A 12,910-nucleotide genomic window follows, 5' to 3' on the forward strand; every position below is an offset into this window, starting at 1 on the left:
GAAAATGTAAAAAGAAAATATTGCAAAATACATAAAAGAATGTATAATGATAGACAAATAGCGCAAACGTTTTCATTGATTAAAAGATTGTTTGCGCTTCTATTAAACTAGTTAGTGCAAACGTTTTCATTTGTTAAACCAGTACATATATAATTTAGGGAGGTTTTTAGGGTGAAGAAAGCATTATCATTATTAACAATTTCAACTTTGGCAATCGGTATGCTATCGGCATGTGGTCCGAAAGATTCAGGAAAAAAGGAAGCGAGCAAGGAGAAGAAAGATTATGATCTTCTTGTTTGGGAAGATGAGAAAAAGGGTGTTGGATTAGATCCAGCAGTGAAAAGTTTTGAAAAGAAATATAATGTAAAAGTAAAAGTTGAAGAGGTTCAGATGACGAAACAAGTAGAAAAACTTCGTCTCGATGGTCCAGCGGGCACAGGGCCAGATGTTGTAACATTGCCGCATGATCATATTGGTAATGCGGTAACAGAAGGGCTACTTTCAGAGGTGAAAGTGGATGATACGGTGAAAAATAAATTTACAGATTTATCAATCAAGTCACAAACATACGACGGAAAACTATACGGTTTACCAAAAGCAATTGAAACACCAGTCTTTATTTATAATAAAAAATTAATGACAAAAGCACCAGAAACAATGGATGAGCTTTTTAATTTCTCAAAAGACTTTACGAAAAATGGAAAGTACGGATTTTTAGCGTTAGGAGATAACTTCTATTTTGCAAATTCATTTATGGCTGGTATGGGCGGTTATGTATTTGGTGAGAAAGATGGAAAACCGAATCCGGCAGATATTGGATTAGATAATAGTGGTGCGGTACAAGGTGCTGAATATATTCAAAAATGGTATAAAGAAAATTTATTTCCAAAAGGAATTATTGGTGAATCTGGTGGGGCAGCTGCAGATGGATTATTTAATGAAGGAAAAGCGGCATCTATTATGAATGGTCCATGGGCATTCCAAGCGATGGAAAAGGCAGGCATTGATTATGGGGTAGCGCCAATGCCAAAATTACCAAACGGTCAGCCAATGAAAACTTTTGTGGGTGTAAAAGGATGGCATGTAACTAGCTTCTCGAAACAGAAGGATTTAGCAACAAAATTTACTGAGTGGGTAACAAATGAAGAGAACGCGAAAATCCGTTTTGAAAAAACGAAAGAAATTCCTCCTGTTAAATCCGTAATGGAAGATCCAATGATTAAAGACAATGAAGCTGCAAAAGCAGTGGCAACTCAATCAGAGAATGGTATTCCAATGCCGAATATTCCAGAAATGCAAGAAGTTTGGAAACCAGCTGGAGACGCGCTTCAATTAGTTGCAGCAAATAAACAAGAGCCAAAAGCAGCACTTGATGAAGCTGTAAAACAAATTAAAGGAAACATTGAAGCAAATCATAGTAAGAAAAAATAAGATGGGATTCGTATCTCCCGTAAAAGGGAGATACGGATTCTCTTCCTTCCAAAGGGAAGAAAAAGGGGGAAGAAATATGCAAACATCCATTGAACCAGCGCAGGAAGTGAACGGTTCAAAACACCGGAAACGAGCAGCTATGTTGTCAATTATTCCAGGTATTGGTCAAATATATAATAAACAATATATAAAAGGTCTTATCTTTCTTGTATTAACAGGTTCATTTGTTGTAGCATTCGCTGATTTATTAAATATCGGATTGTGGGGAATTGTTACGCTCGGTACAGAAGTTCCTCGGGACCATTCTATTTTTCTATTAGTAAAAGGGATTTTAGCACTAATCGTTATTGTGTTTGGATTAGGTATATATGCTTTTAATTTATATGATGCCTATCAAAACGGAAAAAGGCGTGATGTAGGAATACCGTTAAATTCTGTGAAAGAACAATACCGTAATTTATTAGATCAAGGTTTTCCATATTTAATGGTGTCACCAGGATTTTTGTTACTCATTTTTGTTGTTGTATTTCCAATCATTTTTGTTATTTTAATTGGATTTACAAATTATGATTTATATCATTCTCCTCCAGCAAAACTAGTAGACTGGGTTGGGTTTAAAAACTTTATTGATATTTTTACATTACCAATGTGGAGAGATACGTTTTTAAGTGTATTCTCTTGGACTGTGATTTGGACATTTGTTGCAACGACATTACAAGTGGCGCTTGGTATTTTCTTAGCAATATTAGTGAATCAGCCTGGTATTAAAGGGAAAGCAGTGATTCGTACCATCTTTATTTTACCGTGGGCTGTACCAGCATTCGTATCCATTCTTGTCTTTGCTGGTATGTTTAATGAGACATTTGGAGCAATTAACAATCAAGTGTTAGCTTTATTTGGAATCGAAAAGATTGCTTGGATGACAGATCCATTTTGGGCGAAAACCGCTTTAATATTCATTCAAACATGGCTTGGTTTCCCATTTATTTTTGCAATGACAACAGGGATATTGCAATCGATTCCAGGGGAATTGTATGAAGCGGCTACAGTAGATGGAGCAACGGCATGGCAACAATTCCGAAAAATTACATTGCCGCTTGTTCTATATGCAACAGCTCCAATCTTAATTACACAATATACGTTTAACTTTAATAATTTTAGTATTATTTATCTATTTAATAGCGGGGGACCTGCTGTGTCTGGGCAAAATGCAGGGGGAACAGATATTTTAATTTCATGGATTTATAAATTAACGATGACATCAGCACAATATGGAAAAGCAGCGGCACTTACGATGATTTTATCGTTAATCGTTATTTCAGTTGCATTATGGCAATTTAAGAGAACAAAATCATTCCAAGAAGAGGATATGATGTAAATGAATATAAAACGACAAAAGATGTTACGTCTCTCATTAAGTTATTTCGTAATTTTCATAATGTGTGTCATTATTTTTTATCCATTATTATGGATTGTTGGTTCATCGTTTAATCCAGGAGATAGTTTATCAGGGTCAAGTATTATTCCGAAAAACGCAACGCTAGATCACTACCGAAAGTTATTAGATCTTTCGCAAAGCAATTATTTACTTTGGTATAAAAATACACTCAAAGTAAGTGTTTTAACGATGATTTTCTCTGTACTATCTATTAGTTTTACAGCTTATGCATTTTCAAGATATCGTTTTGTTGGAAGAAAGAATGGTTTGTTAACATTTTTAATCTTGCAAATGATTCCAAACTTTGCAGCTTTGATTGCACTTTATGTCTTAGCACAATTAACTGGATTAATTGATACACATCTTGCGTTGATTTTAATTTATGTTGGCGGAGCAATTCCGATGAATACGTGGCTTATGAAAGGGTATTTTGATACGATTCCAAAAGAATTAGATGAGTCGGCTCGTATGGACGGAGCAGGGCACTTCCGTATTTTTTGGCAAATTATTATGCCGCTCGCAAAACCGATTGTGGCAGTTGTAGCTTTATTTACGTTTATCGGTCCGTTTACAGATTTCATTTTAGCGAGCATCATTTTACGCACACCAGAGAATTATACGTTAGCGGTTGGGTTATATGAAATGGTAGCGAAAAAATTTGGTAATGAATTTACAACATTTGCAGCTGGATCTGTATTAATTGCAATACCGATTTCTATTTTGTTCTTATCCCTGCAAAAATATTTTATTTCTGGTTTAACAGCCGGAGGTACGAAAGGATGAGAATGGGACAATATGTCCCATTCCTCTTTTTTTAGGGGCATGATATAGAATTCATATGACATCTTATGAGAAAAGATGTGAAAAAAATAGTATATTATAGTATAGGAAAATAAGTCTGTATCCCTTACAATACATGAAGAGGGAGAATATTGGTTTACATTAATATAATTTTTGAGGGATGAAATAAAGTAATGGAGGCTTTCGCTTTCTCCTACTACCTGAGAAACTACGGGATAAAAATACATATGAATAAAGAATGAGAAGAGAGGAGGGAGATTTTATGACAGTTACAATTAAAGATGTGGCGAAAAAGGCAAATGTTGCACCTTCTACTGTGTCTCGTGTAATTGCTGATAATCCAAGTATAAGTGAAAAAACAAAGCGCCGTGTTCGTAAAGTAATGAGCGAACTGGGATATCATCCAAATTTAAATGCGAGAAGTCTTGCGAATCAAACGACAAAAACAATCGGTCTTGTGATGCCAAGCTCTGCGAATAGAGCATTCCAAAATCCATTTTTCCCAGAAGTAATTCGAGGGATTAGTTCATTTGCTCATGTTGAAGGGTATGCACTCTATATGTCAACTGGTGAAACAGAAGAAGAGATTTTTAATGGTGTCGTGAAAATGGTACAAGGGCGTCAAATTGGAGGGATTATTCTTCTATATTCACGTGAAAATGACCGCATTATTCAATATTTAAATGAGCAAAATTTCCCGTTTGTGTTAATTGGAAAACCATATGAGAGAAAAGATGAAATTACATATGTAGATAATGATAACTATACAGCTGCAAGAGAAGTAGCAGAATACTTCATTTCATTAGGTCATAAACAAATTGCGTTTATTGGTGGTGGCTCTGATTTACTTGTGACAAAAGACCGTTTAGCTGGAATGAGCGATGCTTTAAAATTAGCGGACATTGTGTTACCAGATGAATATATTTTGCACTTTGATTTTTCAAGAGAAAGTGGTCAGCAAGCTGTAGAAGAGTTAATGGGACTTGAAAAGCCGCCAACGGCCATTATGACTACAGACGATCTTATAGGTCTTGGGGTACTAAGTGCACTTGCGAAAAAAGGGATTATCGTACCAAAAGATGTTTCGCTTGTGAGCTTCAATAATGCATTATTGTCTGAAATTGCGAGCCCGCCGCTTACAACGGTCGATGTGAATATCTATCAATTAGGGTATGAAGCTGCAAAAGCATTAGTAGACAAGGTGGAGCATTCTGAATCCATTTCGAAATGCATTATTATTCCGCATAAATTACTGAAGCGTCAAACTTGTGATCGTTATGCAAAAAGCTAAGAGTATTATCTCTTAGCTTTTTGTTTTAAAAATTTTTCTAAACGATCGCAGCCTTCTTTTAACGTTTCCATACTATAAGCATATGAAAGACGGATATATCCTTCACCATATTCTGAAAATGCTGTTCCAGGGACAACTGCGAGTCCAGCTTCTTTGACAAGCTCAATAGCAAAGTCAAATGATGAAGATGTCATATTGCCGATGTATGGGAAGAAATAAAAGGCACCAGTCGGTTTCTCAACAGTTAGGCCCATTTGAATAAGTCTGTTGTATACATAATCGCGGCGCTTCTTATATTGATGACGCATCATTTTTGGTGCATCTTTAGCAGCTGTTAATGCTTCAATTGCAGCATACTGTGCGATTGAAGTTGCACAGGTGACATTATATTGATGAACTTTCAAAATATGCCCTGCCAAATAGCTTGGAGCGAATAAAAGTCCAATGCGCCAGCCTGTCATAGAATGCGATTTGGATAATCCGTTAATAACAATTGTTTTATCACGCATTTCTGGAAAATGAGCAATGGACATGTGACTTTCTTCATATACAAGCTCACTATAAATTTCATCAGAAAGAACGAAAATATTTTTATCTTTTAAAACAGATACAATATTTGTTAGTTCTTCTTTTGACAGTGTAACACCGGTCGGATTAGAAGGATAAGGTAAAACGATACATCTTGTTCGATCGGTAATTGCATTTTGAATCGCTTCCGCTGTTAAGCGAAATCCAGTTTCACGAACATCTACAAAAATAGGTGTTGCGCCGCAAAGTCTAATAATAGGCTCGTAGCCTGGATAAATAGGGGCTGGTAAAATAACCTCTGTTCCAGGTTCTAAAATGGTACGAAATGTAACATCAATTGCCTCACTAGCGCCGATAGTAACGATGGTTTCGTTTTCAGGTGCATAGTGTAAATCGTAATTTTCTTTTAGAAAATGGCAAGCTGCCTTGCGTAATTCTAATAGACCAGCGTTATGTGTATAACTTGTATAGTTTTCTGTAATCGCGCGTTTAGCAGCTTCTTTTACTAAAGAAGGAGTTGGAAAATCAGGTTGTCCAATTGTTAAAGAGATGATATTGTCATAGTTTTGAATCATATTAGAGAATTGACGGATACCAGAAATTTGAATATCCTTCACTCTAGGATTAATGAATTGTTCCATTTTCTCTCCCTTTCTTCCGTTTGAAAATTAATTTCATTTTACCATAGTTTTAATCATTTCGCTTTTCAGTGCATAAAAAAAGCCGCTTAAAGCGACTTTTTTAATAACCATATTCCCAATCTATTTCATCTTCATTCCAAAGTACTGAAGAGACTTTACCAAGGTGCATAACAGATTCATTCATAGCACATGTGCAATTCTCTTCACCAGCTTTGTCTTGTAATTCTTCGTATACTGATTTATCAACATTTTCGAGAACAATCAAATTCTCCTCTTTTAAAACAAGTGTAGTTCCTGCCATATTTATCTTCCTCCTACTAAAATAATGGTCACTTATTTGTAAACATAGATAGTATGGATTATATGCCTTATGTTGTTATAGTTGTCCGTTTATTGGACTATTTTTTGTTTTATTTTTTAATCCGTATTCATTGTATACTGCATCATGGTAATTTGGTACAGGGTTTACAATCATTTCGGAAAGTTGTAACATTTCTTAACGACTCTTCACAAATGATTTACAAATATGTTAAGAAAAGTCTAAATTTTAAAACAAACGATCCTATAAAATGATATAATCAAATCAAAATGCATGTAGGGGATGAAAGGGTATGGAACTAATCCGTGACTTAATGATCCAAGTTGCAATCATTATTTTGCCACTGTTTTTATACGAAGCGATTCGTCTCAATCGCTATCAAGATATGCTTCCAAAGCCCAATCGCTACTTTATTATGTTTTTATCCAGTATTACGCTTGTCCTTTCTATGACGTACCCGATTTGTTTTAAAGAAGGTTGCGATTACAACTTTCATGCAATCCCAATTATGAGTGGTTTCTTGTATGGAGGAATTGTAGGGATTATTCCAGCTTTTATTTTTATCGTATACGAATGGTTTTTAAATGATTTAAATTGGTTTCGTATATTAGAAGTTGTGTTCCTTATCATTATTCCATTATTGTTATCAAAAAAGTGGTCTGTTTTTCCAAGGAATAAGAAACTTATTTTATCTTTCATCATCTCATCTTTATATGCGCTTATCTGCCTAGTACTTGGAATGTTCGATGTGTTATTAGGAATTGGATTTACACCGCCTATGTCACATTTATATGGTGGATATATATGCGCCTCGTTTGTTATGGTTATGACAATGGTATTTCAAGTGTATTTAACGGAATATTTAAACGAAAACGCATTGTTACGTACAGAGATGCAAAAGTCGGAAAAATTGAACATTGTAAGTGAATTAGCAGCAAGTGTTGCGCATGAAGTTCGAAATCCACTTACAGTTGTTCGGGGGTTTATCCAATTATTGGATAGTACAGAAGATATGAAGAACAAGGATTATATGCGCCTTGTATTGGCGGAACTAGATCGTGCTGAACAAATTATCTCGGATTACTTAAATTTAGCAAGGCCACAAATTGAGAAAAAAGAACATATTTGTTTATCGGCGCAGTTGATTGAAATGACTACGTTAATGTCTTCATTTGCAGCGATGCAAGGTGTGTATTTACAAGTTGAAATTTCTGAGAATCTATATACGATAGGTGATAAGACGAAATTAAAACAGGCTATTATGAATGTTGTAAAGAATGGAATTGAAGCGATTCAGGAAAACAAAGGATATTTAAAAGTGACTGCTAATCAAAAAGGTGAAATCATTATAGTACGAGTAAAAGATAGCGGTATTGGAATGACGAAAGAACAGTTAGCAAGACTTGGACAACCGTATTATTCATTGAAAGAAAAAGGAACGGGTCTAGGGCTTATGGTGACTTTTAGTATTTTACAAGCACATAATGGTACGCTGGAGTATAACAGTGAGAGTGGGAAAGGTACAGAAGCAATTATTACATTACCAGCAGTTAGAAATTAAGAATAAAAGTTACCGATAGAAGGTAACTTTTTATTATTTTGTATGAATGGATTGTAGAATCTTAATTTCTAGGTAGTGAAAAATACATTATGGTTAAGGGTCTATTCATTTGTTTTTTCCTGTTTAACGCGAACGAATAAATTTTTAAGTGATTGAAATAGACTTTGTTCTTTTGATGCGGCAATTAATCGCTTTGTTTCTTGAATTTCACGAATGACTTGCATAAGCTGTGTATCTCGCTTGTTGTCTTTGTTATAAACATGATTGACAAGTTTATTCATTTTTTCTTCTTGTTTTGATTCACGCTTATACATATGATTCATTAATAAGTCCATCTTCTCTTTTTGCAAGGCATCTGTTTGAGCTGCATGATCGATGAGATCTTGGAGCATTTCTTCTTGTTTTTCTTCTTTTACATAGACCTGTTGCATTAATACATCTAGTTTTTCATCTTTTAATCGATTTTGTGTGATTAAGGTAGAGTTTTGATGAATAATGGCTTCGTTTAATTGAGCTAACATTTCAAGTTTTAGCATGAATTCTTCAAAATTTCGGCCTTCATCTTTGGTTTGGACCTCTTGATTTTTCTTTATCGCTGGTACAGGTGGATTGTCTTTTTCTTTTAAAATAATAGGAATTGTTTCTGTAATATCTTCTTGTAATTTGGCTGCTCGTTCATGGATTGATTTCAATAGTTTTAGATCATCCATTTTATATATACGAGCATCAGCGGTTTTTGTAATTGTATAACCGTGTTGTTCTAAAAGTTGACTATATTTTCGAACTATATGTTTCGGGATTCCTGTTTTATTCGTGACATCCTTCGTTTTATAGATTGCCTCCATGACATTTCCTCCCCAAAAAGTATCGTATATACCAATTCCATCTTTTACTTTGACTTCCTTTGAAAAAGAATGTCGTAAACCTAGAAGTTTTCTACATGATTAGTGAAAACCTGAGGAAAAATGAACATTTTTGGCATAAAGAAGAGGAAGAACTAAAATAATGTCTGAAAACATATATAAAAGAAGTTTGCTATAATAACCTAGGAAAGGCAAGAGGATTAAAAAGTGGAGGCACATACATGAAGCAGTTAAAAGGTATTATTATTTCGATTATTGCTATTCTTTCTATTTTTGTCGTTGTCTATGAAGCACTTATACCTGCAGAACCAAAGAGTCAGAAAGAAGTTACATATGATCAAGTTCTAGAATTCCCAAAAGAACGTTATCCAGAAACGGGAAAGCACATTGCAGATGCGATAAAAGAAGGCCACTCGAAAATTTGTACGATTGATCGAAATGGCACGGGAGATAGAAGGAAGTTGTCTTTAGCACCGTATCCAGTAAAAAAAGGATATGATCGTGATGAATGGCCGATGGCAATGTGTAAAGAAGGTGGAAAAGGTGCGCATATTGAATATATTAGCCCTGCTGATAATAGAGGTGCAGGTTCATGGGTGGGAAATAAGCTAGATAAGTATCCAGATGGGACACGTGTAAAATTTGTGGTGAAATAGTAGAAGGGGATGGTGTTTGTGGAGTTAACAATTTCCTATTCACAATTAATCGTGATGAATTATGGTGGAGAACAACCTTATGTAGACTGGGGTAATGAAGATTTTGAGAGGGGATATGCCAAAGCAGAAGGTGTAATTATCTTTGAAGCAATTTCCGATTATACGTGTGAAATCAAAGCATCTGTTGGAAAGCATAATGAGAAAGAGGGAGTCGTGAGAACGATATCCGTTCCTTTTACGGTAGAAAACGATGGGGTTTTTGTAAGGAGTATTCTTTCTGATACATTGCATATTGCAATTCCAAAAGGTAACTATATGTTGGTGTTACAAGCAATGCCACTTGAGGAGCCAACGGATGATGAACTGTACAAGGTACAATATGAACTGTTTTTTGAAAATCAAGAGTGAAAAAGCCACGTTATCGTGGCTTTTCTGTTGAATTTCGTTACAATGAAGGATACCTTATTTTCTCATTATGCATTTGTTTTTAGAAGGGAACGGGCCTCTTTAGCAGCTTGAACCATATGCTCTAAAGCTGGGATAACTTCTTCTGTTCTTCTTGTTTTTAAACCACAGTCTGGATTAATCCAGAAGTATTTTGAATCACACACTTTTAAGGACTGCTCTACAATTGTGTATATTTCATCTTTGCTTGGGATACGAGGACTATGAATGTCATAGACTCCTAGACCAATTCCTTTTTCATAAGTTGTATGTTCCAATGTATGAATAAATTCACCATGACTTCTAGATGTTTCAATAGAGATAACATCTGCATCTAATGCACGAATTGCATCTACAATATCTTCAAAGTTACTGTAGCACATATGTGTATGAATTTGTGTTTCATTCGCTACAGAAGATGTTGCTAAAAGGAATGATTGAACTGCCCAAGTAACATATGCATCCCAATCTTTTTCTTTTAATGGCATTCCTTCACGAAGTGCTGGTTCATCGACTTGGATTACTCTAATCCCAGAGGATTCAAGTAATTCAATTTCATGACGAAGTGCTAATGCAATTTGATAAGAAACTTCTTTTCTTGAAATATCATTTCGAACGAATGACCAATTCAAAATTGTTACCGGTCCTGTTAACATACCTTTTACAACTTTATCCGTAAGACTTTGAGCATATACAGTTTCTTTAATGGTCATCCCATTCATAAAGGCAACATCCCCATAAATTACAGGTGGCTTTACACAGCGGGAACCGTATGATTGTACCCAACCATTTTTAGTGAAAGAGAACCCAGCGAGTCTTTCACCAAAATATTCCACCATATCAGTTCTTTCAAATTCACCATGTACAAGTACATCAAGACCAATATCTTCTTGATAGCGAATCCATTTCTCAGTTTCTTTTTCGATAAATTTTTCATATTGTTCGTTTGTAATATCGCCGCTACGCCATTGTTTACGTGTTTGACGAACTTCAACAGTTTGCGGGAAACTACCAATTGTTGTTGTCGGAAGTAGTGGTAATCGTAGTGCTTCTTGTTGCAATTCATAGCGTTGTTCAAATGGAAGAGGACGAGAGAAATCTTCTTCTTTAAGATTGGCTCTTGCTGTTTGTACATCTTCACGATTACGTGCAGCTGAAGATCGAATTGTTTCATGAGCGCTACGGTAAGTAGCTAATTCCGTACTAACACTTTCTGTACCTTCAGAAAGCGCATGTTTAATAAGTGTAAGTTCTTCTAATTTTTGATTTGCAAATGCAAGGGCGTCAAATAGTTCAGTTGATAAGTGTGTTTCTTCTGTCTTATCAATTGGAGTATGCAGTAAGCTACATGAAGGTTGAACGATCAACTCTTTTGGTGTAACGCGACCTTGTAATGTTTTCAATAAAGAAAGGACTTCATCAAGATCAGCTCTCCAAATGTTACGGCCATCTACACAACCAACAGCTAAAATTTTATCGGATGGGAATCCGTGCTCTAAAAGTGCTTGTATATTGCCCTTTTTACCGTGAACAAAGTCCAATCCAATGCCGGATACAGGGAATGTAATAATCTCTTGATAGTTCTCTTCTACACTATCAAAATAAGTTTGTAAGATAAGAGATACATTTGGAACTTCCTTACGAAATGTTTTGTAAAGTTCTTTTGCTTCTGCAATTTCTTCTTTTGTTAAAGATACAAAAATTGGTTCATCAATTTGGATGATTTTTGCACCAGCTTCGTGTAATTCAGTTAATAGCTGTACATAAGGAGCAACGAGTTGATTTAAAATAGTAGCAAATTGCTCTTGTTTATATCCTTTTGCTAATTTTAAGAATGTATACGGTCCTAATATAACTGGTTTACCATCAACACCTAATTCTTGTTTTGCTTCTTCATATAAGCGAAGTGGTCGATTGTCTTTTAAAGAAATCTCTAATCCTTCTTCATACTCAGGAACAATATAATGATAATTTGTGTTAAACCATTTCGTCATTTCAGAAGCAACGTGATCTTTGGAGCCGCGTGCCATTGCAAAATATACATCAAGATAAGACGTGAACTCTGAAAAACGTGATGGAATAAAGCCAAGCATGTAGGCTGTATCCAGCACATGATCATAATATGTAAAGTCACCAATTGGAATTACATCAATCCCTTTTTCTTGCTGAACTTTCACATGTTGAAGACGAATCTCTTTCATTGTTGTTGAAAATTGCTGCTCATCAATCTTATTTGACCAAAAAGCTTCCAACGTTTTTTTCCATTCTCGGTGTAATCCAATTCGTGGATACCCTAAATTACTTGTTTGAATTGCCATTTTAAATTCCTCCCTAATTGAAAGTAAGCATTTCCGTTTACTTGGAAATGCATGTAACGAAAAGCATAAAGGTACAGAAAATAGTCCTCTCTTCTCGTTCATAACACCTAATCATCATCCGTGAGTCTATCAGTGTTGTTAAAATAGGCAGGTCTCCTGGCTCATACGTCATATGATTTCTTTTACCTTCCCGTTTTCACAGTGGTATAGAAAAGAAGTCTCTGCATTTACAGTGGCGGGACCGCGTTGGAATTTCACCAAACTTCCCTTTTCAACACGAAATAAGAAATCTCGTGTACCTATTTTCCTTTTGAAAGGAATTTAACAAGCAAATATGATATTGAGAAAGATTCTAACATAATTTTTAGAATTTTGTCTACTGTTTTAAAATAAGAATATTTATATTTTTTGTTTTTTGTTACACATAAAAATTTTGGTTGTGAAAAAGGCTATGATGACCGCTTCTATACATGGCCAGATGCTCTCTCCCACCTAAAAACATCCATGATTTTGTACTCACATCCCTTGCATGAAAATGGGTTTAATACATCCAAGTCCTTTCTATATTGAATAATGATGATGGATAGCTAAGTACGTAACTCTTTATGGTGGGTAAAAC

General features: G+C 35.2%; 11 protein-coding genes and 1 riboswitch. Of the genes, 7 read left to right on the forward strand and 4 right to left on the reverse strand.

Annotated elements, in window-relative coordinates; translation table 11 throughout:
• Positions 1 to 171: 171 nt before the first annotated feature.
• The 4 genes from V7183_RS22855 to V7183_RS22870 all read left to right on the forward strand — a co-directional run bounded on the left by V7183_RS22855 (position 172) and on the right by V7183_RS22870 (position 4,961).
• Positions 172 to 1,431, forward strand: a complete 1,260-nt coding sequence (locus V7183_RS22855; RefSeq protein WP_335360943.1) for an extracellular solute-binding protein — start codon at positions 172 to 174, stop codon at positions 1,429 to 1,431.
• A 76-nt stretch (positions 1,432 to 1,507) separates the two neighbouring features.
• Positions 1,508 to 2,809: a carbohydrate ABC transporter permease gene (locus V7183_RS22860; RefSeq protein WP_335360944.1), complete on the forward strand. Its 1,302-nt coding sequence runs from the start codon at positions 1,508 to 1,510 to the stop codon at positions 2,807 to 2,809.
• Complete coding sequence (gene malD / locus V7183_RS22865; protein WP_026590150.1) at positions 2,810 to 3,652, forward strand: maltosaccharide ABC transporter permease MalD; 843 nt, start codon at positions 2,810 to 2,812, stop codon at positions 3,650 to 3,652.
• Between the two features lie 280 nt (positions 3,653 to 3,932).
• Positions 3,933 to 4,961, forward strand: a complete 1,029-nt coding sequence (locus V7183_RS22870) for a LacI family DNA-binding transcriptional regulator (protein ID WP_335360945.1) — start codon at positions 3,933 to 3,935, stop codon at positions 4,959 to 4,961.
• 5 nt (positions 4,962 to 4,966) lie between these two features.
• Here V7183_RS22870 and V7183_RS22875 read toward each other — a convergent pair whose 3' ends face one another.
• Positions 4,967 to 6,130 (reverse strand): aminotransferase A, encoded by a 1,164-nt coding sequence (locus tag V7183_RS22875; protein ID WP_335360946.1) that lies wholly within the window; start codon positions 6,128 to 6,130, stop codon positions 4,967 to 4,969.
• Between the two features lie 100 nt (positions 6,131 to 6,230).
• Entirely contained in the window at positions 6,231 to 6,431 is a 201-nt protein-coding gene (locus V7183_RS22880; protein ID WP_097896636.1) for a hypothetical protein, read from the reverse strand.
• A 310-nt stretch (positions 6,432 to 6,741) separates the two neighbouring features.
• On the opposite strand from V7183_RS22880, the gene V7183_RS22885 reads away from it, so the two are divergent.
• Positions 6,742 to 8,010, forward strand: coding sequence for a HAMP domain-containing sensor histidine kinase (locus V7183_RS22885; protein ID WP_335360947.1), 1,269 nt, complete (start codon positions 6,742 to 6,744; stop codon positions 8,008 to 8,010).
• A 101-nt stretch (positions 8,011 to 8,111) separates the two neighbouring features.
• Here V7183_RS22885 and V7183_RS22890 read toward each other — a convergent pair whose 3' ends face one another.
• Positions 8,112 to 8,855: a DUF3967 domain-containing protein gene (locus tag V7183_RS22890; RefSeq protein WP_097896632.1), complete on the reverse strand. Its 744-nt coding sequence runs from the start codon at positions 8,853 to 8,855 to the stop codon at positions 8,112 to 8,114.
• A gap of 239 nt (positions 8,856 to 9,094) precedes the next feature.
• On the opposite strand from V7183_RS22890, the gene nucA reads away from it, so the two are divergent.
• Positions 9,095 to 9,529 (forward strand): DNA-entry nuclease, encoded by a 435-nt coding sequence (gene nucA, locus V7183_RS22895; protein WP_097896630.1) that lies wholly within the window; start codon positions 9,095 to 9,097, stop codon positions 9,527 to 9,529.
• Between the two features lie 18 nt (positions 9,530 to 9,547).
• Entirely contained in the window at positions 9,548 to 9,937 is a 390-nt protein-coding gene (gene comJ, locus V7183_RS22900; RefSeq protein ID WP_141523259.1) for a competence protein ComJ, read from the forward strand.
• A gap of 65 nt (positions 9,938 to 10,002) precedes the next feature.
• Here the strand turns inward: comJ and metE are convergent, their stop codons facing one another.
• Entirely contained in the window at positions 10,003 to 12,291 is a 2,289-nt protein-coding gene (gene metE / locus V7183_RS22905; RefSeq protein WP_335360948.1) for a 5-methyltetrahydropteroyltriglutamate--homocysteine S-methyltransferase, read from the reverse strand.
• 129 nt (positions 12,292 to 12,420) lie between these two features.
• Positions 12,421 to 12,609, reverse strand: a riboswitch (cobalamin riboswitch).
• Between the last annotated feature and the right edge of the window lie 301 nt (positions 12,610 to 12,910).

Origin of the sequence: Bacillus sp. JJ1127 (assembly GCF_036965845.1) — a bacterium.
In the GTDB taxonomy this organism is placed as follows: domain Bacteria; phylum Bacillota; class Bacilli; order Bacillales; family Bacillaceae_G; genus Bacillus_A.

Excerpts from the sequence above, each read along its gene's own strand:
- V7183_RS22860 (WP_335360944.1), top strand. The coding sequence starts at position 1,508 with ATGCAAACATCCATTGAACCAGCGCAGGAAGTGAACGGTTCAAAACAC.
- malD (WP_026590150.1), top strand. The coding sequence starts at position 2,810 with ATGAATATAAAACGACAAAAGATGTTACGTCTCTCATTAAGTTATTTC.
- V7183_RS22870 (WP_335360945.1), top strand. The coding sequence starts at position 3,933 with ATGACAGTTACAATTAAAGATGTGGCGAAAAAGGCAAATGTTGCACCT.
- V7183_RS22875 (WP_335360946.1), bottom strand. The coding sequence starts at position 6,130 with ATGGAACAATTCATTAATCCTAGAGTGAAGGATATTCAAATTTCTGGT.
- V7183_RS22880 (WP_097896636.1), bottom strand. The coding sequence starts at position 6,431 with ATGGCAGGAACTACACTTGTTTTAAAAGAGGAGAATTTGATTGTTCTC.
- V7183_RS22885 (WP_335360947.1), top strand. The coding sequence starts at position 6,742 with ATGGAACTAATCCGTGACTTAATGATCCAAGTTGCAATCATTATTTTG.
- V7183_RS22890 (WP_097896632.1), bottom strand. The coding sequence starts at position 8,855 with ATGGAGGCAATCTATAAAACGAAGGATGTCACGAATAAAACAGGAATC.
- nucA (WP_097896630.1), top strand. The coding sequence starts at position 9,095 with ATGAAGCAGTTAAAAGGTATTATTATTTCGATTATTGCTATTCTTTCT.
- metE (WP_335360948.1), bottom strand. The coding sequence starts at position 12,291 with ATGGCAATTCAAACAAGTAATTTAGGGTATCCACGAATTGGATTACAC.